The organism is Paeniroseomonas aquatica (assembly GCF_030409335.1).
Taxonomy (GTDB): Bacteria; Pseudomonadota; Alphaproteobacteria; order Acetobacterales; family Acetobacteraceae; genus Belnapia; species Belnapia aquatica.
In genome coordinates this window covers 45,422-71,316 of sequence record NZ_JAUFPN010000204.1, presented here as the reverse complement: position 1 = coordinate 71,316, position 25,895 = coordinate 45,422, and the positions used below count along the sequence as shown (strand labels likewise).

Annotated in this window: 25 protein-coding genes; 16 read left to right on the top strand and 9 right to left on the bottom strand. The window is 71.4% G+C overall.

Features of this window, described 5'->3' with window-relative positions:
* Nucleotides 1-2: 2 nt before the first annotated feature.
* Entirely contained in the window at nt 3-3,407 is a 3,405-nt protein-coding gene (locus QWZ14_RS27705; RefSeq protein WP_290320284.1) for a transglutaminase family protein, read from the bottom strand.
* A gap of 444 nt (nt 3,408-3,851) precedes the next feature.
* Here QWZ14_RS27705 and QWZ14_RS27700 point away from each other — a divergent pair, with 444 nt between their 5' ends.
* The 7 genes from QWZ14_RS27700 (at nt 3,852) to QWZ14_RS27670 (ending at nt 9,980) form a co-directional block, all read left to right on the top strand.
* Nucleotides 3,852-4,544, top strand: coding sequence for a cyclase family protein (locus QWZ14_RS27700; RefSeq protein WP_290320283.1), 693 nt, complete (start codon nt 3,852-3,854; stop codon nt 4,542-4,544).
* Nucleotides 4,545-4,705: 161 nt separating this feature from the next.
* Complete coding sequence (locus QWZ14_RS27695) at nt 4,706-4,987, top strand: hypothetical protein (protein ID WP_290320282.1); 282 nt, start codon at nt 4,706-4,708, stop codon at nt 4,985-4,987.
* Nucleotides 4,984-5,355 (top strand): helix-turn-helix domain-containing protein, encoded by a 372-nt coding sequence (locus QWZ14_RS27690; protein WP_290320281.1) that lies wholly within the window; start codon nt 4,984-4,986, stop codon nt 5,353-5,355. The genes QWZ14_RS27695 and QWZ14_RS27690 overlap by 4 nt, the downstream gene beginning before the upstream one ends.
* Nucleotides 5,356-5,516: 161 nt before the next feature.
* Entirely contained in the window at nt 5,517-6,257 is a 741-nt protein-coding gene (locus QWZ14_RS27685; RefSeq protein WP_290320280.1) for a CoA transferase subunit A, read from the top strand.
* A complete protein-coding gene (locus QWZ14_RS27680; protein WP_290320279.1) occupies nt 6,254-6,907 on the top strand; it encodes a 3-oxoacid CoA-transferase subunit B in 654 nt (217 codons plus the stop codon). The genes QWZ14_RS27685 and QWZ14_RS27680 overlap by 4 nt, the downstream gene beginning before the upstream one ends.
* Entirely contained in the window at nt 6,907-7,506 is a 600-nt protein-coding gene (locus QWZ14_RS27675) for a 2-hydroxychromene-2-carboxylate isomerase (protein ID WP_290320278.1), read from the top strand. The genes QWZ14_RS27680 and QWZ14_RS27675 overlap by 1 nt, the downstream gene beginning before the upstream one ends.
* A 191-nt stretch (nt 7,507-7,697) precedes the next feature.
* Entirely contained in the window at nt 7,698-9,980 is a 2,283-nt protein-coding gene (locus QWZ14_RS27670; RefSeq protein ID WP_290320277.1) for a xanthine dehydrogenase family protein molybdopterin-binding subunit, read from the top strand.
* A 1-nt stretch (nt 9,981) separates the two neighbouring features.
* On the opposite strand, the gene QWZ14_RS27665 is transcribed toward QWZ14_RS27670, so the two are convergent.
* From QWZ14_RS27665 to QWZ14_RS27650, 4 genes are all read right to left on the bottom strand, one after another.
* Entirely contained in the window at nt 9,982-10,527 is a 546-nt protein-coding gene (locus QWZ14_RS27665) for a carboxymuconolactone decarboxylase family protein (protein WP_290320276.1), read from the bottom strand.
* 250 nt (nt 10,528-10,777) lie between these two features.
* Nucleotides 10,778-11,224 (bottom strand): RrF2 family transcriptional regulator, encoded by a 447-nt coding sequence (locus QWZ14_RS27660; protein ID WP_290320275.1) that lies wholly within the window; start codon nt 11,222-11,224, stop codon nt 10,778-10,780.
* Nucleotides 11,225-11,343: 119 nt separating this feature from the next.
* Nucleotides 11,344-12,072: a cold-shock protein gene (locus tag QWZ14_RS27655; protein ID WP_290320273.1), complete on the bottom strand. Its 729-nt coding sequence runs from the start codon at nt 12,070-12,072 to the stop codon at nt 11,344-11,346.
* A 202-nt stretch (nt 12,073-12,274) separates the two neighbouring features.
* Entirely contained in the window at nt 12,275-13,675 is a 1,401-nt protein-coding gene (locus QWZ14_RS27650; RefSeq protein WP_290320272.1) for a helix-turn-helix domain-containing protein, read from the bottom strand.
* Between the two features lie 138 nt (nt 13,676-13,813).
* Between QWZ14_RS27650 and aceA the strand changes: the two genes are divergently transcribed.
* A complete protein-coding gene (aceA, locus tag QWZ14_RS27645; protein WP_290320271.1) occupies nt 13,814-15,124 on the top strand; it encodes an isocitrate lyase in 1,311 nt (436 codons plus the stop codon).
* Between the two features lie 27 nt (nt 15,125-15,151).
* The gene (locus tag QWZ14_RS27640; RefSeq protein ID WP_290320270.1) at nt 15,152-15,358 is read left to right on the top strand and encodes a hypothetical protein; all 207 of its coding nucleotides are present in this window, start codon (nt 15,152-15,154) and stop codon (nt 15,356-15,358) included.
* Between the two features lie 12 nt (nt 15,359-15,370).
* Here the strand turns inward: QWZ14_RS27640 and QWZ14_RS27635 are convergent, their stop codons facing one another.
* The 4 genes from QWZ14_RS27635 to QWZ14_RS27620 form a co-directional block, all read right to left on the bottom strand.
* Entirely contained in the window at nt 15,371-16,342 is a 972-nt protein-coding gene (locus QWZ14_RS27635) for a glycosyltransferase family 2 protein (RefSeq protein ID WP_290320268.1), read from the bottom strand.
* A gap of 9 nt (nt 16,343-16,351) precedes the next feature.
* Complete coding sequence (locus QWZ14_RS27630) at nt 16,352-16,987, bottom strand: DUF1345 domain-containing protein (protein ID WP_290320267.1); 636 nt, start codon at nt 16,985-16,987, stop codon at nt 16,352-16,354.
* On the bottom strand, nt 16,987-17,979 hold the full coding sequence (locus tag QWZ14_RS27625) for a threonine ammonia-lyase (RefSeq protein ID WP_290320266.1): 993 nt from the start codon (nt 17,977-17,979) through the stop codon (nt 16,987-16,989). Before QWZ14_RS27625 ends, QWZ14_RS27630 begins: the two co-directional genes overlap by 1 nt.
* Before the next feature lie 107 nt (nt 17,980-18,086).
* Nucleotides 18,087-18,386, bottom strand: a complete 300-nt coding sequence (locus QWZ14_RS27620) for a hypothetical protein (RefSeq protein WP_290320265.1) — start codon at nt 18,384-18,386, stop codon at nt 18,087-18,089.
* 216 nt (nt 18,387-18,602) lie between these two features.
* Here QWZ14_RS27620 and QWZ14_RS27615 point away from each other — a divergent pair, with 216 nt between their 5' ends.
* From QWZ14_RS27615 to QWZ14_RS27585, 7 genes are all read left to right on the top strand, one after another.
* On the top strand, nt 18,603-19,964 hold the full coding sequence (locus QWZ14_RS27615) for an ABC transporter substrate-binding protein (RefSeq protein ID WP_290320264.1): 1,362 nt from the start codon (nt 18,603-18,605) through the stop codon (nt 19,962-19,964).
* Between the two features lie 68 nt (nt 19,965-20,032).
* Nucleotides 20,033-20,974 (top strand): carbohydrate ABC transporter permease, encoded by a 942-nt coding sequence (locus QWZ14_RS27610; protein WP_290320263.1) that lies wholly within the window; start codon nt 20,033-20,035, stop codon nt 20,972-20,974.
* Nucleotides 20,974-21,864: a carbohydrate ABC transporter permease gene (locus tag QWZ14_RS27605; protein WP_290320262.1), complete on the top strand. Its 891-nt coding sequence runs from the start codon at nt 20,974-20,976 to the stop codon at nt 21,862-21,864. Before QWZ14_RS27610 ends, QWZ14_RS27605 begins: the two co-directional genes overlap by 1 nt.
* Before the next feature lie 7 nt (nt 21,865-21,871).
* Nucleotides 21,872-22,975: an ABC transporter ATP-binding protein gene (locus QWZ14_RS27600; RefSeq protein ID WP_290320261.1), complete on the top strand. Its 1,104-nt coding sequence runs from the start codon at nt 21,872-21,874 to the stop codon at nt 22,973-22,975.
* Between the two features lie 32 nt (nt 22,976-23,007).
* A complete protein-coding gene (locus tag QWZ14_RS27595) occupies nt 23,008-24,093 on the top strand; it encodes a malate/lactate/ureidoglycolate dehydrogenase (RefSeq protein ID WP_290320260.1) in 1,086 nt (361 codons plus the stop codon).
* Between the two features lie 4 nt (nt 24,094-24,097).
* The gene (locus tag QWZ14_RS27590) at nt 24,098-24,847 is read left to right on the top strand and encodes a hypothetical protein (RefSeq protein ID WP_290320259.1); all 750 of its coding nucleotides are present in this window, start codon (nt 24,098-24,100) and stop codon (nt 24,845-24,847) included.
* A 23-nt stretch (nt 24,848-24,870) separates the two neighbouring features.
* On the top strand, nt 24,871-25,845 hold the full coding sequence (locus tag QWZ14_RS27585) for a Bug family tripartite tricarboxylate transporter substrate binding protein (RefSeq protein ID WP_290320258.1): 975 nt from the start codon (nt 24,871-24,873) through the stop codon (nt 25,843-25,845).
* The last annotated feature ends 50 nt before the right edge of the window (nt 25,846-25,895 follow it).

Genomic DNA, 25,895 nt, shown 5'->3' with positions numbered 1-25,895 from the left:
GGCTACCCGACCCGCCGCAGGTCGAGGGTGCGCGGCGCCTCCGGGCTCGGCACCGCGGCCGGCGGCGCCATGGCGCCCGGGGTATGGCCGAAGGGCTGGAAGCGGGTGCGCCGCCGCGCCTCGGCCTCGTTCGCGTTCACCGGCAGGGTCTCGTAGCTGCGGCCGCCGGGATGCGAGACATGGTGGGTGAAGCCGCCGAGGCTGCGGCCGTTCCAGCGGTCGTAGACGTCGAAGACCAGCGGCCCCTGGGCGCGGATGGTCGGGTGCAGCGCGCTCGGCGGGTCCCAGGCCTTGAAGCGGATGCCGCCGACGTACTCGCCCTGGGTCCCGGTGCTGACGAGCGGCACCGCGTGGCCGTTGCAGGCGAGGACGAAGCGCTCCTCCACCCAGCCGGCGACGCGGGCCTGCAGCCGCTCGGTGCTGCTGTCGACGTAGCGCGCGGTGCCGCCGGCCGCCGGCTCCTCGCCCAGCACGTGCCAGGGCTCGAGTGCGTGGCGCAGCTCCACCTGCATCCCGCGCAGCGTCACCTCGCCGATGCGGGGGAAGCGGAAGTCGAGGTGCGGCGCGAACCAGGCGGCGTCGAGCGGGAAGCCGAGCCCGCCGAGCTCGTCCAGCGCCTCCGCGAAATCCTGCTCGACGTAGTGCGGCAGCATGAACTGGTCGTGCAGCCTTGTGCCCCAGCGGACCAGCCTGCGCTCATAGGGGTGCTGCCAGAAGGCGGCGACCGCGCTCCGCATCAGCAGCGTCTGCGCCGCCGACATCCGCGCATGGGGCGGCATCTCCAGCGCCCGGTACTCGACCAGGCCGAGCCGGCCGGAGCTGCTCTCGGGGGCGTACATCTTGTCGATGCAGAACTCGGTGCGGTGGGTATTGCCGGTCATGTCGGCCAGGATGTTGCGGAACAGCCGGTCGACCAGCCAGGGCGGCGTCTCCCGCTGCCGGCCGACCTGGGAGAAGGCGACCTCCAGCTCGGCGATGCTGTCCTGCCGCGCCTCGTCGACCCGCGGGTGCTGGCTGGTCGGGCCGATGAACATGCCGCTGAACAGGTAGGAGAGGCTCGGGTGGTTGTGCCAGAAGCCGAGCATGGACTTCAGCAGGTCCGGCCGGCGGAGGAAGGGGCTGTCCTTCGGCGAGGCGGCGCCCATCACCACGTGGTTGCCGCCCCCCGTGCCGACATGGCGGCCGTCGAGCATAAATTTCTCGGCCGCCAGCCCGAGCTGGCGGGCCTCCTCGTAGAGCGCCTCGGTCCGCCCGACATGCTCGGACCAGCCGGTGCTGGGGTGGATGTTGACCTCGATCACGCCGGGGTCGGGGGTGACGGAGAAGCTCTGCAGCCGCTCGTCGCGCGGCGGCAGGTAGCCTTCCAGCACCACCTTGCGGCCCGCCTCGGCGGCGGTCGCCTCGATCGCGGCGGTGAGGTCGAGCCAGTCCTCGGCCGCGGTCAGCGGCGGGTAGAAGACATGGATCTTGCCGCCACGGGCCTCGACCGCGAGGGCGGTGCGGACCAGCCCCGGCTCGCCGCGGCCGACCACCGGCAGGTCCCCGGCCGCCGGGCGGAAGGCCTCGGTGCCGCCGCCGAAGGCGCCGTTCCCCGGCACCCCAGGGACCCGGGCCCCCTCGCCCGGCCGCTGCCCCAGCAGGCGCGTGGCGGCCTCCGGCGCCGGGCGGTTGGCCCGCGGGTCCTGCGGCGACAGCCTTGCGAAGGAAGCATGCGGCGGCAACGGCTCCTTCGGTGCGAAGGGATCCGCCTCGAAGTCCGGCTCGATGCTGGCCGGGTCGGCCCAGAGCAGGCTCTCGAGCGGCAGCCGCAGCCCGACCGGGCTGTCGCCGGGGACCAGGAACATCACCCCGTCGCGGAAGAACCAGCGGCCGGACTGCCAGCGCCGGACGCCGCCCTCCAGCACCCGCCGCAGCGGCAGCACGCTGCCGACCGCGGCCGCCAGCCCCTGGCCATAGACCTTGGCCAGCCGCGCCCGCTCGAGCGGGTCGCGCAGCTTGGCATCCTCGGCGAGGACATTCGCCGGAAGGCGTTTCTCCTTCCAGAGGTAGTAGTGGATGTCCTCATGCGCCGGCAGCACCAGCGCCGGGTCGAGCCCCAGCCGCCCGGCCAGCAGCGCCGCGAAGCGCGCGGCATCCGCGGCCGTCGCGGTATCGGCGTCGTCGTCCGAGGCCAGCAGCGCCGCGTCGCGCCAGACCGGCTCGCCGTCGCGGCGCCAGTGGCAATGCAGCGCCCAGCGCGGCAGCTGCTCGCCGGGGTACTGCTTGCCCATGCCGTATTGCAGCGCCGCGCCCGGCGACCAGAGCTCCGCCAGCCGGCGCAGCAGCCGCCCGGCATAGATGCGCTTGGTCGGGCCCATGGCGTCGGTGTTCCACTCCGCCGCATCCATGTCGTCGGCGGCGATGAAGGTCGGCTCGCCGCCCATGGTCAGCCGGACGTCGCCCGCGGTGAGTGCCGCATCCACCCGGTGGCCCTGGGCCAGGATCGCCTGCCACTGGTCCTCGGCATAGGGCTTCGTCACCCGCGGCGTCTCGCGCACCCGGGTGACCGACATGGCGAAGTCGAACTCGGTCTCGGCCGGCTCGACCAGGCCGCTGATCGCCGCCGCCGAGGCCGGCTCCGGGCTGGCGGCGAGCGGGATATGGCCTTCGCCTGCCATCAGCCCGGAGGTGGCGTCGAACCCCACCCAGCCGGCGCCGGGCAAATAGACCTCGGCCCAGGCGTGCAGGTCGGTGAAGTCGGAGGTCGGGCCGGCCGCGCCGGTCACCGGCTTCTGGTCGGCGACGAGCTGGATCAGGTAGCCGGAGACGAAGCGCGCGGCATAGCCGAGGTGCCGCAGCGCCTGCACCAGCAGCCAGGCGCTGTCGCGGCAGGAGCCCTCGCGGTTGCCCAGCGTCTCCTCGGGCGTCCAGACCCCCGGCTCCAGCCGCACCACATAGGCGGTGCGCTCCTGCACCATGCGGTTCATCCCGACCAGCATGTCGATGGTGCGCTGCTCGCCGCGCGGGATCGCGGCGAGGAAGGCGCTCAGCAGCGGCCCGGCCGGCTCCCGCCGGCGGAAGGGGGCGAGTTCCTGCTCCAGCACCGGGTCGTAGCTGAAGGGCCAGGTCTCGGCCTCGGGCTCGAGGAAGAAGTCGAAGGGGTTGATCGTCGCCATGTCGGCGACGAGGTCGACCGTCACCTCGAAATGCGTCACCCGTTCCGGAAAGACCACCCGTGCCAGGTGGTTGCCCTGCGGGTCCTGCTGCCAGTTCAGGAAATGCGGCTGCGGCTCGATCGTCAGGGCGTAGCTGACGATCGGCGTCCGCGCATGCGGCGCCGGCCGCAGCCGGATGGTCTGCGGCCCGAGCGCGATGGCCCGGTCGTAGCGGTAGCTGGTCCGGTGGTTGAGGGCGACGTGCAGCGGCATGAAGGAAGATCCAGGTCCTGGGTGGGACGGTCGGGCATCGCTTACAGCAAGACCGGCGGGAATACAGGCCCGCCGTCGCCCCGGCGGAGCCGGTGCGGGCCCCGGGCCGGGCTCAGTGCGGGCTGCCCAGGTCAGGGTTGCCCAGACCGGGGCTGCCCAGGCCGGAGGCAGCCGGGCGGCTGCCGGCGCAGCCGGACGTCACGGCGCCGGCGACCGCGGTGCCAACCGGGCCGATGCGGCGGGCGGGCCGGGGGGAGGCATGCATCGATGGGTTGGGCCGCGGAGGGGCAGGCAGCAAGGGGGCGGGCGGCGCTGGACATGGCATCATGGCTATCGGCCCCTCCCGGCGGGCGTGGCGGCCTTGCAATGCCGGTGCCACCGCGCCGCCTTGCCACCCGCCCCCCGGCGACCATACTCCCGCCTCCTCCGCCGAAGGGCCCCGCCATGCCGCTGATCGACCTCTCGCGCGACATCACCCACAAGATGCCGCGGCTGCCGAACCACCCGATGGTCATCATCTCGGACTTCACCACGCATGCGGAGAAGCGCGAGGTGGACGGCTACGTGTTCTCCTCGGCCGTCACCTCGCTGAACATGGGCGACCACTCCGGCACCCATGTCGACGCGCCGCGCCACTTCGACGAGCGCCCGGGTGCGGCGGGCATCGACGAGATGCCGCTCGAGAATTTCTTCACCGAGGCGGTCTGCCTCGACCTGTCGCACAAGCCGCTGAAATCCGACATCAGCATCGAGGACCTCCAGGCCGCCGAGCAGGCCGCCGGCGTCGAGATCAGGCGCGGCGACACCGTGCTGATCCACATGGACCACTACCGCCGCACCTGGGGCACCGAGGGCTACATCACCGACTTCCCGGGCCTGACCAAGGCGAGCGCCACCTGGCTCGGCGAGAAGGGGATCATCATGTTCGGCGTCGAGGCGGCCAGCCCCGGCCGGCCGGGGCGGAGCAATTTCGAGGTCCACCACGTCTGCCGCGACCTCGGCTTCACCCACATGGAGGGGCTCGTGAACCTCGACAAGCTGGTGGGCAAGGGCCGCTTCCGCTTCATCGGCTTCCCGCTGAAGATCAAGGGCGGCACCGGCAGCCCGATCCGCGCCGTCGCTTGGCTCGAGGACTGATCGCCGGCGACGGCCGGCGCGGCCCCGGCGGACCAGACTTCTCCGCCATTCAGACATTTGCTATTTTTTAGAAGAAAGTCTCAAATATAACGCAACCGTGGTGCGGCGATCCCGCGGCGGGCGTGTAGGGTGCCTTGGCAGGCAACCTAAAAATCGAGACAATGTCGAAATTCTTGCTGATCCCCATTGCGGATGGCATGCCAGATCCGGCCTGGAGCCTGAGCTGGCATGCCGAACCCTGCGAGATCGTGGCCGAGACCCCCGAGCTCGCGCGCCGCCTCGCCGCCGGCCGCTTCACCGTCGCGGTTCACCCCGGCAAGCCCCTGGCCAGCCTGGGTTCGCCCTGGCTCGACCGCCGCCTGGTGCACGTCCAGCCGCTGGAGCCGACCGGCTTCGGCTTCGACCCCACGCGCCCCGGCGCCCAGAACGAGCAGCATTCATGACCAAGACCGGCCCCCGCTCCACCGATACCGACCGCCACGTCGGGGCCCGCATCCGCGAGCGGCGCATCATGATGGGCATGACCCTCTACGAGATCGCGCAGATGATCGGCGTGACCTATCAGCAGGCGCAGAAATACGAGCGCGGCCTGAACCGGATCTCCGCCGGCCGCCTCTTCGAGGTCGCCCGCACCCTGAAGATCTCCCCCGCCTGGTTCTTCGAGGGCCTCGGCGAGAGCGACCCGGCCGCCGCCGCCTCGCCGCGCCAGCGCATGTGCCTCGAGCTGATCCGCAACTTCATCCTGATCCAGGACGAGGCGCAGCAGCGGGCCATCAGCCACCTGGCCCGCTCGATGGCGGAGCAGAGCTAGACCGCGACGGGCGCACCGCGTCAGGCCCCGCTGCCTGCCCTGACGCGGCGCCGCCCGGCAGCCTACCGCCACGCCCACCGGCCATGGCCCCAACGCCGCCGCAACTGGACGCCGCCCCCGCATCGCGCCACCCTGCGGCCAAAGCACGAGGGGGAGGCTCCATGGGCCGCAGGAACAAGATCATCGGCAGCTTCGCCGAAGCCATCGCCGACATCCCGGATGGCGCGACCATCGCCTTCGGCGGCTTCGCCGGCCCCGGCACGCCCTACAACCTGACCCGCGCGCTGCTGGCCCAGGGCGCCAAGCGCCTCACCTGCATCGCCAATACCACCGGCGGCGCGCATGTCCCGCGCATGCCCGACCTCGGCATGCTGGTCGAGAACGGCCAGGTGGCGAAGGTCATCTGCGCCTTCACCGCGGCGACGCGGCCGACCGACGTGCTGCCCTTCACCAAATACTACGACAGCGGCGAGGTCGCGGCCGAGCTGGTCCCGCAGGGGACGCTGGCTGAACGCCTGCGCGCCGCCGGCGCCGGCATCCCCGCCTTCTACACCCCGACGGCCGTCGGCACCGAGCTGGCGGAGGGCCGCGAGACCCGCGTCATCGACGGCCGCGAGTACCTGCTCGAATACGCCCTGCCCTGCGACTACGCCTTCATCCGGGCCTGGCGTGCCGATGAGGCCGGCAACCTGCAATTCCGCCTGGCGCAGCGGAATTTCTGCCCGGTGATGGCGACCGCGGCGAAAACCGTCGTGGTCGAGGTGGAGGAGGATATCCTCCCCGCCGGCGCCCTCGACCCCGACCAGATCCATACCTCCGGCATCTTCGTCCAGCGCCTGGTGAAGATCCCCCCCGCCCCGGAAGGCCTCTGGACCATCCGCCGCCAGGAGCGCGCCAAATGAGTGCCACGACCGCCAAGGGCTGGGACCGCCAGCAGATGGCCGACCGCCTCGCCCAGGAATTCCAGGATGGCTGGATCGTCAACCTCGGCGTCGGCATCCCGACCCTGTGCAGCAACACCGACATCGGCGACCGCGACATCATCTACCACGCGGAGAACGGCGTCATCGGCTACGGCCCGGTACTGCCCGCGGGGCAGGAGGATCTGCACCTGGTGAATGCCGGCGGGCAGAACGTCTCGCTGAACCCGGGTGCGGCCATCATCCATCACGCCGACAGCTTCGCCATCATCCGCTCCGGCCGCATCGACGTCACGGTGATGGGCGCCTACGAGGTCGCGGCCAATGGCGACTTCGCCAACTGGAAGATCGGCGGCGCCAGGGGCGGCGGCATCGGCGGCGCCATGGACCTCGCCGCCTGCGCCAAGCGGGTCTTCATCATCCTCGAGCACAACACCCGCAAGGGCGAGCCGCGGCTGCTGCGCGACTGCGCCCTGCCCGTCACCGCCCGTGGCGTGGTGACGCTGGTCGCCACCAACCTCGGCCTGTTCGCGCCCACCGGCGATGGCTTCGCCGTCCGCGAACTTGCCCCCGGCGTCACCTTCGCGGCCGCCCAGGCCGCGACCGGCGCCCCCCTCACGGAGCACCCCTGATGCATATCGACTACTACGCCTCGCTCAATTCCCCCTGGACCCATCTCGGTGCCGCCCGGATCGAGGCGCTGGCGGCCAAGCACCAGGCCACCCTGCGCATCTGGCCGGTCGATTTCGGCACCATCTTCGCCGGCTCCGGCGGCCTGCCGCTGCCCAAGCGCAGCCCGCAGCGCCAGGCCTACCGGTTGCAGGAACTGGCCCGCTGGCGCGAGGCGACGGGCATCCCGATCCACATCCACCCCGCGCATTTCCCGACCAGCGAGGCGCTGAGTGCCAGCGCCGTCATCGGCGTGCGGGAGACGATGGGCGATGCCCCCGCCGTCACGCTGGCGCATGCTGTGCTGCGCGCGCTGTGGGAGCAGGAGCGCAACCCCGGCGAGCGCGCGACCCTCTCCGCCATCATCGCCGAATGCGGCCTCGATCCTGCCGCCGTGCTGGCGCTGGCCGACGACCCGCGCTGGGCGGCGATGCGGGAGGCCGATACCGCGGCGGCGCTCGGCCGCGGCGTCTTCGGGGCGCCGAGCTATGTCATCGGGGATGATATCTTCTGGGGGCAGGATCGCCTGGAATTCGTGGCGAAGCGGCTGGCCAAAGGATGAGAGGGGCGTCGCCCCCCTCAAACTCCCCCCACCAAAGGCCGAAGGGCCTCTGGACACCAGAAGTCTAGACTCAAGGGTTCCAAGGGCTCTTCGGCCCTTGGTGGTGGAGTTTGAGGAGGCAACGCCTCCTCAACCTAGCCTTCCCCCCAGCGACCAGCGACACTGAGCGGGAACCTTCGAGGACCCGCCCCATGCCGGACGGCAATATCGGCCAATCCTTCCGCCGCACCGAGGATCTCCGCTTCCTCACCGGCCAGGGCCGCTACGTCACCGACATCGCCACGCCCGGCACCCTGCACGGCCATGTCCTGCGCTCCCCGCACGCCCATGCCCGCATCACCGGCATCGATGCCGCCGCCGCCCGGGCCATGCCCGGCGTCCGCCTGGTGCTGACCCATGCCGACCTCGCCGCCGAGGGCATCGGCCCGCTGCCTTGCCCCGCCGTGGTGGCGACCGTCGCCCCCATCATCATCCCCGCCCGCCATGCGCTGGCCGCCGATGCCGTCCGGCATGTGGGCGAGGCCGTCGCCTTCGTCGTCGCCGAGACCGCCGCCCAGGCGCGCGACGCCGCCGAGGCGATCGCGGTCGGCTACGACCCCCTGCCCGCCGTGGTGGACAGCCGGGCGGCGCTGGCCCCCGGCGCGCCGCAGCTCTGGCCCGAGGCACCCGGCAACGCCGTCTTCCGCTTCGAGCGCGGCGACCGCGCCGCGACCGAGGCCGGCTTCGCCGCCGCCGCCCATGTCGTCGAGCTGGAGCTGATCAACAACCGCATCCACGCCGCGCCGATCGAGCCGCGCGCCGCCGTCGCCCGCTGGGACGGCACCCGCTTCGACCTGCTGCTGAGCGGCCAGGGCGTCCACGGCATCCGCCGCCAGCTCGCCGAGGCGGTGTTCCACCTGCCGGAGGAGCGCTTCCGGCTGCACTGCCCCGATGTCGGCGGCGGCTTCGGGCTGAAGAACTTCCTCTTCGGCGAATACGTCGCGCTGCTGGTCGCCGCCCGCCGGCTCGGCACCCCCGTCGCCTGGGTGGCCGACTACACGGAGGAATTCCAGGCCGCCGTGCACGCCCGCGACCTGCGCGGCCGCGCCCGCCTCGCCTTGGATGCGGAGGGCCGCTTCCTCGCCCTGCAGGCCGACATGGCCGCCGACATGGGCGCCTATTGCTCAGCGAATGGGCCGGCCTGCCCGACCAATTCGGTCTCGACCGCCATCGGCGGCGTCTATGCCATCCCCGCCATCTTCCTTGAGGTGACCGGCGCCTTCACCAATACCGCGCCGGTCGATGCCTATCGCGGCGCCGGCAAGCCGGAGGCCAATTACCTGACCGAGCGGCTGGTCGAGGCCGCCGCCCGGCAGCTCGGGATCGACCCCGTCGCGCTGCGGCGGCGGAACCTGATCACGGCCTTCCCCTATCGCAGCGCGACCGGGATGCTGATGGACGGCGGCCGCTTCGGCGCCAACCTCGACGAGCTCGAGACGCTGGCCGACCGCCCCGGCTTCGCCGCGCGCAAGGCCGGCAGCGCCGCCGCCGGCCGGCTGCGCGGCCTGGGCATCGCCTGCTTCCTCGAGACCTCCCGCGGCGCCCCGCATGAATGGGCGGCGATCCGCTTCCCGGCGGATGGGACCATCGCGCTCTGCCTCGGCACCCAGTCGAACGGCCAGGGGCACGAGACCAGCTTCCCGCAATTCGCCGCCGAGCACCTCGGCCTGCCGCGCGAGCGCTTCCGGCTGGTCCAGGCCGATACCGACCAGGTGCCCTACGGCAACGGCCATGGCGGCGCCCGCTCGCTGCATGTCGGCGGCACCGCGCTGGTGATGGCGATGGACGCCATGCTGGCGAAGGCCCGCCCCATCGCCGCCCGGCTGCTGCAGGCGGCGCCCGAGGTGCTGGACTATGCCGCCAGCGCCTTCAGCGTGCGGGGGACCGAGACCCTGGTGACGCTGGACGCCATCCTCGCCGCCGAGCCGCCCGGCAGCCTCGATACCGAGGCGAAGAACCTCTCGGAGCTCATCACCTTCCCCTCTGGCGCCCATGTGGCGGAGGTGGAGGTCGATCCCGAGACCGGCCAGGTCACCCTGCTGCGCTACCAGGCGGTCGATGACTACGGCCGGTTGATCAACCCGATGCTGACCCGGGGCCAGGTCCAGGGCGGCCTCGCCCAGGGCATCGGCCAGGCGCTGCTGGAGGAGGTGACCTACGAGGCCGGCTCCGGGCAGCTGCTGTCGGCCTCCTTCATGGACTACTGCCTGCCGCGGGCGGCCGACCTGCCCGGCCTCGATGTCGCCTTCGGCGAGCTGCCGACCCTGTCGAACCCGCTCGGCGTCAAGGGCGTCGGCCAGGCCGGGGCGATCGCCGCGCCGCAGACGGTGGTGGCGGCGGTGCTGGATGCGCTGGCGCCGCTCGGCGTCGCGCATCTCGACATGCCGCTGACGGCGCCGAAGGTCTGGGGGGCGATCCGGGCGGCGCGGGGGTGATCTATTCCGCCGCGCGGACCTCGGCCTCCTCCTCGATGCCCATGGCGTCGTTGAAGCGGTTGAAGAAGCCGCAGAGGGTGATGCGCAGGGTCAATTCCACGATCTGCGCCTCGGTGAAGGCGGCGCGCAGCCGGCGGAACAGTGCTTCCGGGATGCGGCTGGAATTCTCCCAGGCGGCGATCGCGTATTCCACCACCAGCTTGTCGGTCGCATCCAGCTCCGGGTGCTCCTGCCAGTCCATGATCCGGTCGATCCCGCCCTCCGACAGGCCGGTCACCGCCAGGAAGGGCTTGTGATGCGCCACGCAGTAGTGGCAGGCGTTGAGGTTGGAGACGACGACGATGGCGATCTCGAGGTAGCGCTTCGGCAGCGTCGCCGCGGCCCGCAGTTCCAGCAGCATCGGCATCAGGTGGCGCAGCGCCGCCGGCACATGCGCGAAGACCGCGACCTGGTTGGCGAAGGGGCCGTAATCGCCGGCGAATTCGCGGTAGATGGCGGCGAGGTCGCCGGGGAGTTCCTCCGGAGCGATGCTGCGGACACGGGCCATGGACGGGGCTTCCTCGGTTGCGTCCCGCAGTATGGCGGTCCCTGGCGGGCCGCGAAGCCGAAAACCTTGCATCCGGACCGGGGCGACACTAGGATGATTTTCCTAATTCCGGATCGTGTCCGGCGCCAAGGGGCAGAGCCTCCGGATCCACTCGAATTCGAGCGCAGTCAAAGGCTTGGGTCGGCAAAACAGGCCGGAATTGAGGGAAATTTAGCGGAATTGAGCCGAATTGAGGACGCCTGGGCGCCGTTCAGATGACGAAGTTCAGCGGCTCCACCGCCGGGCGCTTCACCCCCGCCGCCGCCGCCCGCTTGATCAGGTCGGCCACCGTCAGCCGGGTCAGGTGCTCCCGGCAGAGCGCTTCCATCTCGCCCCAGAGCGGCGCCACCACCACCGCCTGCAGCCGCCCGGCCTGGACCTCGGCCGGGGCATCCTCGTCCAGAGCGGCGGCGACCACCTCGGCCAGGCGCAGGTCGCGCGGCGGCCGGCCGAGCCGGTAGCCGCCCTTGGGACCACGCAGGCTGTCGAGCAGCCCGGCCCGCGACAGGGCCTGCAATACGGGTTCGATGCCGCGCCGGGCCTGGCCCAGCCGTTCGGCGATATCGGCGGCACTGACCGCTTCGGTGCGGCCGGCATGGAAGGCCACGTCCAGCATGATGGCGATCGACGTCATCGCCCGCTCGCGCCGCAACAGCATTCTTTGGATCCCCGGATCGATTCAACGCCCCGGCACAGTGATATGCCGACCATCCGGGCAGGCGCAACGGCGGTGCCGCTGAAGCCCCGGGCCGCACGCGGCGGCCCGGGGTTCGGGTCTCAGTCCTTGGTCAGCGTCGCCGCTTCCGGACCCTTCTTGCCCTGCACGACCTTCATGTTCACCGCCTGGCCTTCGGCCAGGGGCGTGAGGCCGCTGCGCTCGAGCGCGGTGGCATGGACGAAGACGTCACGCCCGCCGCCATCCGGGGAGACGAAGCCGAAGCCCTTCTCCGCGCTGTACCACTTCACGGTGCCGCGCATCTCCTCCGCGTCACCCACCGGCGCGAAGCCGCCGCCACCGCCCATGGGCGGGCGCGGCGGCCGCGGGCTGCCGAAGCCGCCACGGTCGCCGCCGCGATCGGCATAGCCGCCGCCGGCCGGGGCGCCGCGCGGCGCGGGCGTCGCGTCGCCCTGGCTGGTGATCTCCAGCACCTCGGTGACCTGCTGGCCCTTCTGCCCGGGGCCGACGCGGATTCGCAGCCCCGCGCCGGGGTTCACGGCATCCGCGCCAACCCGCTGCAGGACCGAGACGTGCAGGAATGCATCGCCCGAACCATCGCCGAGTTCGACGAAGCCGAACCCCTTCTCAGGGTTGAACCACTTGACCGTCGCCTTCAGCTCCGGCCCGGAGGCGAAGACGGAGGGCGATCGGATGATCGGGGGACCGCCGGTCGCGAAGGACGGCGGGGGGGGTGCCCAGCCTCCGCTGCTTCCACCGAATTCGGGGGTATCGTCGTCGAAGCCGCGCTTGCGGGGCTTACGGGGGCGCCAGCTCTCGTTCTTGGCCATGTCGGAAACTCTCGGGTGCTCCTTAAGCCGCGCCCCATCCTCGGTGCACGGCCTGCCTCAAGGCTTCACGGAAGCCGAATTGAGACGAGCGCCAAAGGTCGCGGTACAGCGCCCCGCGGTCAAGTGCCAGTTCGTGATATCCGCACTGCCGGAGACATAAATCGCGATGGGACTGTTATTGGCACGCGCCTTGCGGCGCCGGTCAGCGTTTCGCCGGCTTGAATTGGTAGGGCGAGGCGCTGGTCACCATGGGGTCCAGCGCGAGCCGGTGCTCGAGCGGCGGGAAGGCGCGGCTGCGGCAGTCCATCCGGTCGCAGAGGCGGCAGGACAGGCCGATGCCGACCATCGCCCGCTCCAGGTCCAGCCCGTCGCCATAGATCACCTCCGGCGCCCGGCTGAGGTCGCAGCCCATCGCCACCACATGCACCGCCGCCGGCTCCCCCCAGCGGGTCGGCGCCCCCTGCACGGTGCGGGCGAAGCAGAGGAAGGTCCCGCCATCCGGCAGCTGTGCCAGCTGCACCTGCACCGTCCCCGGCGTGGCGAAGCCGTGGTGGACGATCCACTTCGGGCAGGAGCCGCCGAAGCGGGCGAAGGGGAAGCCGGCGGCGCTGAAGCGCTTGTCGACGTTGCCGGCGGGGTCGACCCGCAGGAAGAAGAAGGGCACGCCGCGGGCGCCGTCGCGCTGCAGCGTAGTCAGCCGGTGGCAGGCCTGCTCGAAGCTCACCCCGAAGCGGGCGGCCATCGCCTCCACGTCGTGCCGCAGGTCGCGGGCGGCGGTGGCGAAGGGCAGGTAGGGCATCAGCAGCGCCCCGGCGGCGTAGTTCAGCAGCCCGATGCGGATGAGCGCCGCGGCCTCCGGGCTGCTCGGCTCGAAGCCGCCGAGCGCCGCCTGCACCGCCTCCCCCGCCTCCAGCAGCATGAGCTGGAAGGCGAGGTGGAAGCCGCGGCTCTCCCGCGGCAGCGCCTCGGAGAGCTCGAGCCGCCGCCCGGCCGGGTCGTAGCGGCGCAGCGCATGCGCCAGGGCGGTGACGGCGACCACCAGCCCATGCTTGTCCCGCAGGCGCTGCGCGACGGCGTGGTTCATCTCGGAGGGCGCCATCACCCGCATCTCGGCGGCGATCGCCTCGGCCTTGGCCTCCAGCACAGGGAAGTGGTTGGCGCGGTCGTGGAAGAAGTCGCGGGCTTCCTCGGTCGGCAGCAGGATGCGCCGGCCGGTCGGCAGGGCGATGCCGCCACTGTCCTCCCGCGCCACCCGCCAGGCGCGGTACAGCGCCAGCATGGCGCGGCCGGCGTTCGGCGCGCTGCCGGCGATGGTGGCGATCTCCTCCTCCGGCACCTGGTCGAGGCCGAGCAGCGGGTCGGAGAGCACCTCCCGCAGCCCGGTCTCCAACGCCTTCTCCCGCAGGCCCGAGAGCGCGGCGATGTCGACCTCGAGCGCCTCGGTCAGCTTGATCAGCAGGGTGGCGGTGACGGCGCGCTGGTCGTGCTCGATCAGGTTCAGGTAGCTGGCGGAGATGCCGAGGCGGGCGGCCAGCGCCTGCTGCGCCAGCCCCTTCTCCTGCCGGAGCCGGCGCACCGTCCGGCCGATCAGCGCCCGGGCCATGACTTTACTCCATTTACTGAATCGAGGGCATCATAGCGAAACCATCGACATGTTTGCCAGAGCCTCGGCCGGAAAGCGGATGCAAAACACCCAGCCGAGTGAAATCTTCACTCCAGCCGACAGGCCTGGAGGATTGCGATGCGACCGACCCCTACCCCCATTCACGCCCCCGATGGCAGCCATGGCGGCGACCGGCCCGAGCCCGGCCGCTTCGACGGCATCCGCCGGGACTACACGCCCGAGGATGTCGCCCGCCTCGCCGGCAGCTTCCGCGTCGCCCATACCCTGGCCGACCGCGGCGCCCGGCGGCTGTGGCAGCTGCTGAAGACCGAGCCGCAGGTGACGACGCTCGGCGCGCTGACCGGCATGCAGGCGCTGCAGCAGGTCAAGGCCGGGCTCCAGGCCATCTACCTCAGTGGCTGGCAGGTCGCGGCGGATGCCAATACCGCCGGCACCATGTACCCGGACCAGTCGCTCTATCCAGTCGACAGCGTCCCCGAGGTGGTCCGCCGCATTAACAACGCGCTGCGCCGGGCCGACCAGATCGCGGTGCAGGAAGGCGGCCAGGACCGGACGCATTACATGGCGCCGATCGTGGCGGACGCGGAGGCCGGCTTCGGCGGCGCGCTCAACGCCTATGAGCTGATGCGGGCGATGATCGATGCCGGCGCCGCCGGCGTCCACTTCGAGGACCAGCTGGCCTCCGAGAAGAAGTGCGGCCATCTCGGCGGCAAGGTGCTGGTGCCGATCAGCCAGCATATCCGCACCCTGAACGCCGCCCGCCTCGCCGCCGACGTCGAGGGCGTGCCGACCGTGCTGCTCTGCCGGACGGATGCCGAATCGGCGCAGCTCCTCACCAGCGACGTCGACGAGCGCGACCGCCCCTTCATCGGCAACGACCGCACGCCGGAGGGCTTCCACCGCATCCGCCCCGGCTGCGGCAAGCAATACGCCATCGCCCGCAGCCTGGCCTATGCGCCCTATGCCGACCTGCTGTGGTGGGAGACCTCCGACCCCGACCTCGACGATGCCCGGGCCTTCGCCGAGGCGATCCACCGCGACTTCCCCGGCAAGATGCTGGCCTACAACTGCTCTCCCAGCTTCAACTGGCAGCGCAAGATGGGGATCGAGGCGGCGACGAAATTCCAGCGCGAGCTGGGCGCCATGGGCTACAAATTCCAGTTCGTCACGCTCGCCGGCTTCCACAGCCTGAACCTCAGCATGTTCAGGCTGGCCCGCGGCTATGCCGAGCGCGGCATGGGCGCCTACAGCGAGTTGCAGCAGGCCGAATTCGCCGCCGAGGCCGAGGGCTTCACCGCCGTCCGGCACCAGCGCGAAGTGGGTGTCGGCTATTTCGACGCCATCGCCACCGCCGCCGCGGGCGGGCATTCCAGCACCACCGCGCTGGCGACCAGCACCGAGGCGGCGCAATTCGCCGCCGCACACTGAACCCCCACCCGAAGACAGGAGGCTTCCATGTCGCACGACAACTACGACGATGGCCTGGTGCATTCGCATGGCTGGGCGCGCCAGGCGCCGACCACCTTCGCCCCCGCCGGGGACCAGGGCGGGCTGGTCGCCCGGGCCATGGGCGCGCATCCGGAGGAGCCCGGCTTCGACGACGGGCTGGTGCACAACCACGGCTGGGCCTCGGCCGAGCGCGGCCGGATGGCGCATGGCTGACGGGCCGGCCGGCTACTCGCCGTAGATCCCGGCGAGGAAGGCGAGGTCGGCGCGGCAGGGCCGGTACCCCGGCAGCCGGACGCGCCAGGCCAGCGCCTCCAGGTCGAGCCATTGCCGCCAGCCGAGCCGCAGGTGGCGGCGGGCGAAGCGGCGGGTCCGGGCGGCGTTGCGGCGGGCGGCGAATTGCGCCTCCGCCGCCGGCCAGGCGAAGGGCCCGTCGAGGTGCCGGCCGACCAGCCGGCAGGTGTCGGCATACATCCGGCCGACGCTGGCCGAGAGCCGGTTGCCCGCGGCGGCGGCGAACCAGCAGACCGGGGCGCCGCCCAGCCGCACCACCGCGCCGCGCTGGGCCAGCCGGGCGGCGAGCTGGAAGTCCTGGGCGGTGCGGATGTCCTCGACCAGCGGCAGCACCGCATCCAGCGCCCGGTGGCGGACCAGCGTGGTGCTGGGGACGATCTCGTTGTTGGTCAGCACCGCCCGCAGCGCCCGCGGAACCAGCGCCCAGGCCATCCCCACCACCGGCGGCGGCATGGCCGGCAGCGGCTGGCCGAGGTGGTAGCGCAGCATCCCGCCATAGGCGAGGTCGGCATCCGTCGCCTCCAGGGCCGCCTGCAGCCGCCGCGTGCTGCCGGGCACCGGCACGTCATCGGCATCCAGCAGGCGGACCAGCGGCTGCCCGGCGGCGGCGAGGCCGAGGTTGCTGGCGCTGGCGACCCCGGCATTGCGCTGGCGCAGCACCCGCACCGCCGGGCAGCGGGCGGCGAATTCCTCGAGCTGCCGGGCGGAGCCGTCGTCCGAGCCGTCGTCCACCAGGATGATCTCGCCGCCGGTCGATCGCTGCTCCGCCAGGATGGCGGGCAGCACCAGCGGCAGGAAGGGCCGCTTGTTGAACACCGTCAGCACGTAGGAAACGCCCGCCGTCCTATCGGGACGACCGGCGTGCGGCATGCCGGCGGGGCCCGGCTGCGCGGCGGGTTCCGTCACCGCGGCGGCTCAGCCGGCCAGGCTGGCGGCGAGGTTCACCGCGACCGCCAGGATCACCGCGTTGAACAGGAAGGACACCAGGGCGTGGATCAGCGTGAGCTGGCGCAGCAGGCGCCGGCTGACCGCGACATCCGAGGTCTGGAAGGTCATCCCGATGGTGAAGGCGAAATAGAGGAACTCGCCGTACTCCGGCCGCTCGTCGCCGGGGAAGTCGAGGCCGCCGCCGGCCTGCCAGTATTCATGCGCGTAGCGCACCGCGAAGAGCATGTGCACGAAGACCCAGGAGAGGCTGATGGTGGCCAGCGCCAGCACCACCTGCCGCGGCGTCGCCGGCCCCTCGCCCGAGGCAAGGTACCAGAAGACCGCGCCGACCGAGGCGATGGCCGCCGCCAGGGTGGCGCCCAGCACCGCCGCCTCGCCCTCGTCCAGCTCCTCGGCGCGGCGGCGGATCGACTCCGGGGTCGCGTGCAGCATCAGCGCGCAGGTCGGGCCGATATGCGCCAGCACCGTGGCGCACCAGCCAGACAGCACCGCGCTCGGCCAGGGCAGGCCGAAAAGCCGGGCGAGGCCCCCGACCGCCACCCCCACGGCTGCCGCCGCCAGCAGGATCGGCTGGCGATGCAGGCCGAGCGGCAGGCCCGGCATCAGGCCGCCGCCGGCGCGGCCTGCAGGGCCCGGGCGAAGACCGCCGGGTCCACGTTGCCGCCGCTGATGACGAGGCCGAAGCAGCGTCCCCTGGCATCCAGCTTGCCGGCCAGCAGCGCCGCCAGCGCCACCGCGCCGCCGGGCTCGGCGACGATCTTCAGGTGCTCGAAGGCGAAGCGCATGGCGTGGAAGACCTCCGCCTCATCCACCGCCACGCCGCCGGCGAGGCGGGCGAGGTTGATCGGGAAGGTGATGGCGCCCGGCTGCTTCGAGAGCAGGGAATCGCACAGCCCCGGGCCGGTGCCGTCATTGGCGATGCGCCGGCCGGCGGCGAGGCTGAGCCGCGTGTCGTCCCAGCCCTCCGGCTCCACCGCCCAGAGCTCGGCCGCCGGGGCGAGTGCCTCCAGCGCCAGGGCGCAGCCGGCGATCAGCCCGCCGCCGCCGGTGCAGGCGGCGAAGCCCTCGAGGGCGAGGCCCTCGGCGGCGGCATCCTCGGCGAGCTCGATCGCCAGCGTGCCCTGGCCGGCGATGACATCCGGGTGGTCGAAGGGCGGGATGGCGGTGGCGCCGCGTTCGGCCGCCAGCGTCGCGGCCAGCGTCTCCCGGTCCGTGGCATGGCGGTCGAAGAAGACCACCTCGGCGCCCCAGCGGCGGGTGCTCTCGACCTTGATGGCGGGGGCGTCGGCCGGCATGGCGACGACCGCGGGCATGCCCAGCATATGCGCGGCGCAGGCCGTCGCCTGGCCGTGGTTGCCGGAGGAATGGGTGGCGATGCCGCCGCGCCGCGCCGCCGGGCCCAGCAGCAGCGCCGCATTGGTGGCGCCGCGCAGCTTGAAGCTGCCGGTGCGCTGCAGGGGCTCGGGCTTCACCAGGATGGTGCCGCCGGTGAGCGCATCGAGCAGCGGATGGCGCAGCATCGGCGTGCGGACGATCCGGCCGTGCAGCCGCTGGGCTGCGGCCTGCACGTCGGCGTAGGTGGGGGCCTGGGTCATGCGGCGAGCCTTTCGAAGCGGCCTGCGCAGGATGGCACGGCGCGGCGGCCTCCGGCAGACCCAAGGTCCCCTGGTCAGGCCGCCGGCAGGCGACCCGGCCGGGTGGCTCAGGCGCTCGCGTCGGGGCCGTCGGTCCGGCCGCCGTTCTCGGCCAGGGCGTCCCGAGCGGCGGCGGCCTGGTCGTCCTGCACCAGAAGGGAGACCATGATGCCGGGCACCGCGCCACCAGCGGCCTTGAAGCCGTGATGGGATTCGCTCCGCTTCTCGTCGGTGCCGGCGGTGGCATTCTCGGCGCCGGCGGCGAGCACCTGGATCTTCTCCCGCGGCAGGTTGAGCTGCTGGACCAGGGTCTCGACGGCCCGCTCGGCCTCGGGGCGCGAATCGAACAGGGCGGTAATGGTGCGCATGGGTCTTCATTCCTCCGCTTCGGATGGCTCGGCCCCAACGGCGCCCCCCCGGGAATGTTCCCGCGGCCCCGGCCGCCCCCCACAATACCGCCACCAGCCCTCTGGACCCGTTGTCAGCCCTCCCCGGCAGCGGGTAGCTTGGCCTCTGGGGCCGGGACAGGTCCATGCAGGGAAGCCGGCGGGGATAACCCCGCCGCGTGGGAAGGACGAACAGGAATGCCAATCCAAGGATTGAGCCGGCGCAACGTGCTGCGTTCGGGCGCTGGCGTGATCGCGGCGGGTGCGCTCTCGGCGCCGATGGTGCATGCCCAGGGCACCGGCGGCAGCCTGCGGGTCGCCTTCTGGGACCACTGGGTCCCGACCGGCAACGACGCCATGCGCAAGCTGGTCAAGGAATGGAGCGAGAAGAACCGGGTCGAGGTCACGCTCGACTTCATCAACACCACCGGCAACCAGCTCCAGCTCGCCGGCGCCGCCCAGGCGCAGTCGAAGAGCGGCCATGACATCATCTCCCTCGCCCCCTGGGACGTCGGCTCCTATGCCAGCGTGCTCGAGCCGGTGGATGACGTGATCAACCGGCTGATCGCCAAGTACGGCCCGATCAGCCCCGTCTCCGAATATCTCGCCAAGCGCGACGGCGCCTGGCGCGGCGTCCCGGCGGTCTCCGGCAGCCAGAACAAGCCGGCCTGCGTCCGCTACGACCTGCTGCAGGAGCATGCGGGCATCGATATCCGCGCCATGTGGCCTGCCGAGGACAAGGCCGGCCCGGGCGCCGAGACCTGGACCTGGGACACCTTCCTGATGGCCGCCGAGAAGTGCCAGAAGGCCGGCGTGCCCTTCGGCCTGCCGATGGGCGCCTTCACCGATGCGGTCGACATGATCGGCGCGCTGTTCGCCAGCTACGGCGCCTCGATGATGGACGAGAAGGGCAAGCCCACCGTCCGCGGCAATGCAAAGCTGCGCACCGCCATCGAATATGCGGTGAAGCTGTCCAAGTTCCTGCCGAACGACGTCTGGGCCTGGGACGATGCCTCGAACAACCGGGCGCTGATCTCGGGCAAGTCGGCGCTGGTCTTCAACCCGCCGTCGGCCTGGGCCGTCGCCAAGCGCGACCAGCCGCAGGTCGCCGAGAAATGCTGGACCGTGCCGATGCCAGCCGGGCCGGAGGGGCGCTACCTCGCCTACCTGCCCTGGACGTCGGGCATCTGGAACTTCGGCCGCAACAAGACCACCGCCAAGGCGCTGCTCGAGCACCTGAGCGAGCGGCCGCAGGCCGAGGCGCTGACCAGCCAGACCGCGGGCTACGACATCCCGCCGTTTGCCAGCATGAGCGACTTCAAGATCTGGCAGACCGAGGGCCCGCCGACCGGCACGGTCTTCAACTACCCGCTGAAGGCGCATCACAACGCGAAGCCCTCGGTCGCCTTCTCCCCGGCGCCCGGCGAATTCGCCGCTCAGATGTACGTCCAGGCGCTGAACACCAAGGTCATCGCCCGGGTCGCCCAGGGCGGCGACACGATGGACCAGGCGCTCGGCTGGCTCGAGCGCGAGCTGAGCACCATCGTCCGCGGCGGCTGACCATCATCCAAGGGCGGGGTGGCCGGTGCCGCCCCGCCGCTGCGCCGCAGCGTTGAGGAGATCACATCATGGCCGCTGACGGCACACTCGTCGTCGCCGAAGCGAGGCCGGCCGGGCATGGCCGCGCCTCGACGCTGCAGCGCTTCGCCCGCCGGCGGAGCACCATCGCCTTCCTGATGACCCTGCCGCTGATCGCCATCATCGGCGGGCTGGTCGCCTATCCGGCGGCCTATGCGATGTACCTGTCGACGCTGAACCGGCGGATGACGGCTAACATCGGCCTCGGCAATTTCGAGATCCTGCTGGAGAACGACACCTTCCGGGCGGTGATCTGGCAGTCCTGCATCTTCGCCATCGGCGCGGTCGTGGCCAAGGCGCTGATCGGCTTCTGGCTGGCGCATATGCTGCACGCCATCCCGGCCAAGGGGCAGCGGAAGTGGCGCGGCATGCTGCTGGTGCCCTGGGTCATCCCGCCGGCGCTGTCGACGCTCGGCTGGTGGTGGATGTTCGACCCCAGCTATTCCTCGATCAACTGGATCCTCAACATCTTCGCGGTGCCCTCGGTGCCCTGGCTGGGCGAGCCCTGGTGGGCGCGCATCTCGGTCATCATGGTGAACGTCTGGTATGGCTCTCCCTTCTTCATGATCATGTACCTGGCGGCGCTGAAGTCGGTGCCGGACCAGCTGTATGAAGCCGCCGCCATCGACGGCGCGACCGGCTGGCAGGGGCTGCGCTACGTCACCCTGCCGATGATGCAGAACATCATCAGCATCACCGTGCTGTTCAGCCTGATCGTGACCTTCGCCAACTACGACATCGTCCGGGTACTGACCAACGGCGGGCCGCGCGACATGACGCAGGTCTTCGCCTCCTACGCCTTCCAGGTCGGCATCCTCTCCGGCAACCTGCCGCGCGGCGCCGCGGTCAGCCTGTTCATGTTCCCGGTGCTGGCGATCTTCGCCTACTTCATCCTGCGCGGCATCAACCGCCGCAACAAGGAGCAGATGTGATGTCGGCCACCGCCATCCCGGCCAGCTACACCGGGCGCAAGCTCGGCAGCCTGCGGTCCGAGCGGCGCTGGGCGCTGTGGGTCGCCTATGCCTCGCTCATCATCGCCTGCATCATCTTCCTGGCGCCGCCCTTCTACATGCTGGTGACCAGCCTGAAGTCGAGTGCCGAGATCTCCAACCTCTCGGGCAACCCCTGGCTGGTGAAGGCGCCGACCCTCGAGAACTACATCGAGCTGATCAACAACCCGCTGTTCCGCGGCTTCTTCTGGAACAGCATCATCATCACCGTCTGTGTCGTCATCATCTCGATGGTGGTCTCGGTGCTGGCGGCCTTCGCGCTCGCCCGGATGAAGTTCTGGGGCAGCCAGATGCTGGCGACCGGGGTGTTCCTCACCTACCTGGTGCCGGACACGCTGCTGTTCATCCCGCTGTATCAGATCGTCGGCGGGCTCGGCCTGCTGAACAGCATCTGGGGGCTGGTGCTGATCTACCCGACGCTGACGGTGCCCTTCTGCACCTGGATCATGATCGGCTACTTCGCGTCCATCCCGAAGGAGCTGGACGAGGCGGCGCTGATCGACGGCGCCAACTGGATGCAGATGCTGACCAAGATCTTCATCCCCGTGGCCCTGCCAGGCATCATCGCGGCGACGATCTTCGCCTTCACCGTCTCCTGGGCGGCCTTCGTCTACCCGACCGCCTTCGTCACCACGCCGGACCAGATGCCGCTGACCATCGGCGTCGTCTCCCAGCTCATCCGCGGCGATACCTTCGCCTGGGGGCAGATCATGGCGGGCGCGCTGATGGCGGCGCTGCCGCCGGTGGTCGTCTACGCCTTCCTCATGGACTACTACATTGCCGGCCTCACCGCCGGCGCGACCAAGGGTTAGGCGTCACATGGCACAGGTCCATCTGCGGAAGATCGTCAAGGAATACGAAGGCGGCGTGCAGGCGGTGAAGGGGATCGACCTCGACATCGCCGACCATGAGTTCGTGGTGCTGGTCGGGCCCTCCGGCTGCGGCAAGTCGACCACCCTCCGGATGATCGCCGGCCTCGAGGAGATCTCCTCCGGCGAGATCGACATCGGCGGCTCCATCGTCAACGACGTGCCGCCGCGCGACCGGGACATCGCCATGGTGTTCCAGAACTACGCGCTCTATCCGCACATGACGGTCTACGACAACATGGCCTTCGGGCTGATGCTGCGGAAGTTCGACAAGACGGAGATCAAGCGCCGGGTCGAGAATGCGGCGAAGATCCTCGACATCGGCATGCTGCTCGACCGCAAGCCGAAGGCGCTCTCGGGCGGGCAGCGGCAGCGGGTCGCCATGGGCCGCGCCATCGTGCGCGACCCGGCGGTCTTCCTGTTCGACGAGCCGCTGTCGAACCTCGACGCCAAGCTCCGGGTGCAGATGCGGACCGAGATCAAGAAGGTCCACCAGACGGTCAAGACCACGACGATCTACGTCACCCACGATCAGATCGAGGCGATGACCCTGGCCGATCGGGTGGTGGTGATGAACCACGGCAACATCGAGCAGGTCGGGCCGCCGCAGGAGCTCTATCATCACCCGCGGACCCGCTTCGTCGCCGGCTTCATCGGCAGCCCCTCGATGAATTTCATGCCAGCGAAGCTCGAGGGCAACGGCGCGGCGCTGACCCTGCACCTGCCCGATGGCATCAGGCTGCCCATCCCCGCCGCCCGTACCGCCCGCTATGCACCGCATGCGGGGAAGGACGTGCTCTTCGGCATCCGGCCCGAGCACCTGACCGAGACCCGCCAGACCGAGCACCGCGCCAATGTCGCGGTCTTCGAGGCGGCGCCCGAGGTGGTGGAGCCGATGGGCATGGAGACGCTGCTGCATTTCTGGATGCAGGGGCACGAGATCTGCGCCCGCTTCGACCCCGCGGTCGAGGTCTCGCCCGGGCAGCGGGTGCCGATGGCGGTCGACATGGACCAGATGCACCTGATCGACCCGCAGACCGACCTGGTGCTGTAGCCGGCACCCGCGGACCCCGTTAGGATCGTGCCATGGCAAGCTATACCCCGGTGCTGATCGGCGCCGAAACCCTCTCCGCCGTCGTCGGCGACATCTTCCGCGCCAATGGCTGCGACCCGGCGGAAGCCGACCGCATCGCGCATCACCTGCTCGGCGCCAACCTCGCCGGGCATGACAGCCATGGCGTGGCGCGGGTGCCGCGCTACGTGGAATGGCAGCAGGCGGGCTACGTCATCGCCGGGCAGCAGGCCGAGGTGGTTACCGATGGCGGCGCCTTCGCCGTGCTCGACGGCCATTTCGGCTTCGGCCAGACGGTCGCGCCGCAGGCCGCGGCGCTGGGCATCGAGCGGGCGCAGCAGCATGGCACCGCCATCATCGCGCTGCGCAACGCCGGGCATGTCGGCCGGATCGGCGCCTATGCCGAGCAGGCGATCGAGGCCGGGCTGATCTCGATCCACTTCGTCAACGTCGCCGGCAGCGTGCTGGTGGCGCCCTTCGGCGGCACCGAGCGGCGCTTCTCGACCAACCCCTTCTGCGTCGGCGTGCCGACCAGCCCGCCGGTGGTGCTGGACTTCGCCACCTCCCTCGTCGCCGAGGGCAAGGTGCTGGTCGCCAGCAACGGCGGCAAGGCGCTGCCGCACGACGCGCTGGTGGAGCCGGACGGGACCCTGTCCTCGGACCCGCATACCCTCTACGGCGACTACGACCAGATCGGCCCGCGCAATTCCTCGAACGGGCTCGGCGCCATCCGCGCCTTCGGCGAGCACAAGGGCTCCGGCCTCGCCCTCGTCTGCGACCTGCTGGCGGGCGCCTTCACCGGCGGCGGCTCCTCCGGCCCGGTGACCAAGCGGGCGCGGATCGCCAACGGCATGCTGTCGATCTACATCTCGCCGAAGCATTTCGGCTCGCCGGCCGAATTCCTGAAGACCGCCGAGGACTACGTGGCCTGGGTCAGGACCTGCAAGCCGATCGTCCCGGGCGGCGAGGTGCTGGCGCCCGGCGAGCCGGAGGCGCGGCTGAAGGCCGAGCGCCTCGCCAAGGGCGTGCCGCTGCAGCCGGATACCTGGGCCAGCATCGTCGCCTGCGCCCGCAGCCTCGGCGTCACGGTCCCGAACTGACGCCATGTCCGAGGACCTGACCGCGGCGGCCCGCTACGGCCGCTATGCGGCGCTGCGGCGGCGCATCCTGACCGCCGCCTCGAAGCGCATCCCGCTGGCCAGCCTCGCCCAGCAAGCCCGGGCGCTGACGCTCTGGGACGGCAAGCAGGTGCGGCCGGCGGATGAGATGCAGCTCGCCGCCATCTTCGACCTCGGCGTGCTGGACCCGCTGGGCGAGCATGGCCGGGCGATCGACCGCCAGGCGCGGGCCGAGGCGCCGCCGCCCGGCAGCGACGAATACCGCCTGCTCGGCGCCCTGGCGGTGGCCGAGTTCGGGCTCTGGCGCATCCTCGGCCCGCATCCCGAGGGCGGGGTCATGGCGGAGGCCTTCCCGGGCGGCGAGCCGCTGGTGATCTGGGACCGCTTCCTCGACCGCAACCGGGCGCCCGGCGCGCTGGTCGGGGCCCGCATCGCCTTTCCCGAGGAGGATTTGCCGATGACCTGCGGGGCCGTGGTCTCGCTCGATTCCCGGGTGGTGGAGCGGCTGCTGCAGGACACCCCGGCGCAGCGCGGCCCGGTCATCCCCAGCCTGCCGCTGGCCGAGGACGACGCCGCGCTGGCGCGGCTGGTGGCGGAACCGGCGGCGCGGCTGAAGCTCACCGCCCTCGCCCGCGGCCGGGGCTTCGCCGCCATGGTCTATCGCACCGCGATCGACCTCGGGCTGATGGGGCCGGTGCCCGGCCGCACCCCGCCCGAGCTGCTGGCGCAAGCCTGACCCATCAAGGAAGAATCATCCGCATGCGCCGCCTGTTGCTCGCCGCCCTGCTTTCCGTCGCCGCCTCCGCCGCCGAGGCCTTCCCGGACCGGCCGATCAGCCTGGTCACCGGCTATGCCCCGGGCGGCTCGACCGACATCGCCGCCCGCATCCTGGCCGACCGGCTCGGCGTCCACCTCGGCCGCGATGCGCGGGTGGTGGTGGAGAACCGCCCCGGCGCCGCCGGCATCATCGCCAGCGAATGGCTGAAGCGGCAGGCGCCGGACGGCCACACCATCATGCTGGTGGAGAGCTCCTCCCATGCCATCGCCCCGGCGGCGCTGGTGGGCGGGACGCGCTACAACCCGGTCGAGGATTTCTCCCACCTCGGCATCATCGGCACCGCGCCGCTGATCCTGGTGGTGAACAAGGACTTCCCCGCGACCACGGCGCCCGAGGTGCTGGACCGCCTGCGCTCCGCCCCGCCGGAGACCTACACCTATGCGACCTCCGGCGTCGGCGCCGTCGTGCACCTGGCGCCCGAGATGCTGGCGCTCGACCTCAAGACCCGCTTCGTCCACGTGCCCTATCGCAGCGGCGGGCAGATGCTGACGGCGATCTTCCAGGGCGAGGGCCAGTTCGGCATCGCCGTGCTGGCCTCCGCCGCGCAGCAGGTGCGCGACGGCATGGTGCGGGGGATCGCGGTGAGCGGCAACCGCCGCTTCCCCTCCTTCCCCGAGCTGCCGACGCTGGCCGAGGCCGGCGTCCCCGGCTACGATTTGGTCACCTGGAACCTCATCCTCGGTCCGCCGAACATGCCGGCCGCGGTGCAGGAGGCGCTGAACAAGGCGCTGGTCGCCGCGCTCGCCGAGCCGGCGCTGCGCCAGCGGCTGCTGACCGCCGGCGTCGAGGCCTGGGCCGAGCCCAATGGCCCGGCCGAAGCCCGCGCCTTCCTGACCCGGGAAGTGGCGAAATTCCGCACCGTGGTGGAGCGCACCGGGGTGAAGCTGGAACCCTGAGCCGCCTGCCCAGGCGCCGGGCGGGGTCCTCGCCTGGACCTGAGGCGTAA

What these genes read in the sequence shown, in the direction of transcription:
- QWZ14_RS27705 (WP_290320284.1), bottom strand. Translation starts at nt 3,407, where the DNA reads ATGCCGCTGCACGTCGCCCTCAACCACCGGACCAGCTACCGCTACGAC.
- QWZ14_RS27700 (WP_290320283.1), top strand. Translation starts at nt 3,852, where the DNA reads ATGCCGCTGATCGACCTCTCGCGCGACATCACCCACAAGATGCCGCGG.
- QWZ14_RS27695 (WP_290320282.1), top strand. Translation starts at nt 4,706, where the DNA reads ATGTCGAAATTCTTGCTGATCCCCATTGCGGATGGCATGCCAGATCCG.
- QWZ14_RS27690 (WP_290320281.1), top strand. Translation starts at nt 4,984, where the DNA reads ATGACCAAGACCGGCCCCCGCTCCACCGATACCGACCGCCACGTCGGG.
- QWZ14_RS27685 (WP_290320280.1), top strand. Translation starts at nt 5,517, where the DNA reads ATGGGCCGCAGGAACAAGATCATCGGCAGCTTCGCCGAAGCCATCGCC.
- QWZ14_RS27680 (WP_290320279.1), top strand. Translation starts at nt 6,254, where the DNA reads ATGAGTGCCACGACCGCCAAGGGCTGGGACCGCCAGCAGATGGCCGAC.
- QWZ14_RS27675 (WP_290320278.1), top strand. Translation starts at nt 6,907, where the DNA reads ATGCATATCGACTACTACGCCTCGCTCAATTCCCCCTGGACCCATCTC.
- QWZ14_RS27670 (WP_290320277.1), top strand. Translation starts at nt 7,698, where the DNA reads ATGCCGGACGGCAATATCGGCCAATCCTTCCGCCGCACCGAGGATCTC.
- QWZ14_RS27665 (WP_290320276.1), bottom strand. Translation starts at nt 10,527, where the DNA reads ATGGCCCGTGTCCGCAGCATCGCTCCGGAGGAACTCCCCGGCGACCTC.
- QWZ14_RS27660 (WP_290320275.1), bottom strand. Translation starts at nt 11,224, where the DNA reads ATGCTGTTGCGGCGCGAGCGGGCGATGACGTCGATCGCCATCATGCTG.
- QWZ14_RS27655 (WP_290320273.1), bottom strand. Translation starts at nt 12,072, where the DNA reads ATGGCCAAGAACGAGAGCTGGCGCCCCCGTAAGCCCCGCAAGCGCGGC.
- QWZ14_RS27650 (WP_290320272.1), bottom strand. Translation starts at nt 13,675, where the DNA reads ATGGCCCGGGCGCTGATCGGCCGGACGGTGCGCCGGCTCCGGCAGGAG.
- aceA (WP_290320271.1), top strand. Translation starts at nt 13,814, where the DNA reads ATGCGACCGACCCCTACCCCCATTCACGCCCCCGATGGCAGCCATGGC.
- QWZ14_RS27640 (WP_290320270.1), top strand. Translation starts at nt 15,152, where the DNA reads ATGTCGCACGACAACTACGACGATGGCCTGGTGCATTCGCATGGCTGG.
- QWZ14_RS27630 (WP_290320267.1), bottom strand. Translation starts at nt 16,987, where the DNA reads ATGCCGGGCCTGCCGCTCGGCCTGCATCGCCAGCCGATCCTGCTGGCG.
- QWZ14_RS27625 (WP_290320266.1), bottom strand. Translation starts at nt 17,979, where the DNA reads ATGACCCAGGCCCCCACCTACGCCGACGTGCAGGCCGCAGCCCAGCGG.
- QWZ14_RS27620 (WP_290320265.1), bottom strand. Translation starts at nt 18,386, where the DNA reads ATGCGCACCATTACCGCCCTGTTCGATTCGCGCCCCGAGGCCGAGCGG.
- QWZ14_RS27615 (WP_290320264.1), top strand. Translation starts at nt 18,603, where the DNA reads ATGCCAATCCAAGGATTGAGCCGGCGCAACGTGCTGCGTTCGGGCGCT.
- QWZ14_RS27610 (WP_290320263.1), top strand. Translation starts at nt 20,033, where the DNA reads ATGGCCGCTGACGGCACACTCGTCGTCGCCGAAGCGAGGCCGGCCGGG.
- QWZ14_RS27605 (WP_290320262.1), top strand. Translation starts at nt 20,974, where the DNA reads ATGTCGGCCACCGCCATCCCGGCCAGCTACACCGGGCGCAAGCTCGGC.
- QWZ14_RS27600 (WP_290320261.1), top strand. Translation starts at nt 21,872, where the DNA reads ATGGCACAGGTCCATCTGCGGAAGATCGTCAAGGAATACGAAGGCGGC.
- QWZ14_RS27595 (WP_290320260.1), top strand. Translation starts at nt 23,008, where the DNA reads ATGGCAAGCTATACCCCGGTGCTGATCGGCGCCGAAACCCTCTCCGCC.
- QWZ14_RS27590 (WP_290320259.1), top strand. Translation starts at nt 24,098, where the DNA reads ATGTCCGAGGACCTGACCGCGGCGGCCCGCTACGGCCGCTATGCGGCG.
- QWZ14_RS27585 (WP_290320258.1), top strand. Translation starts at nt 24,871, where the DNA reads ATGCGCCGCCTGTTGCTCGCCGCCCTGCTTTCCGTCGCCGCCTCCGCC.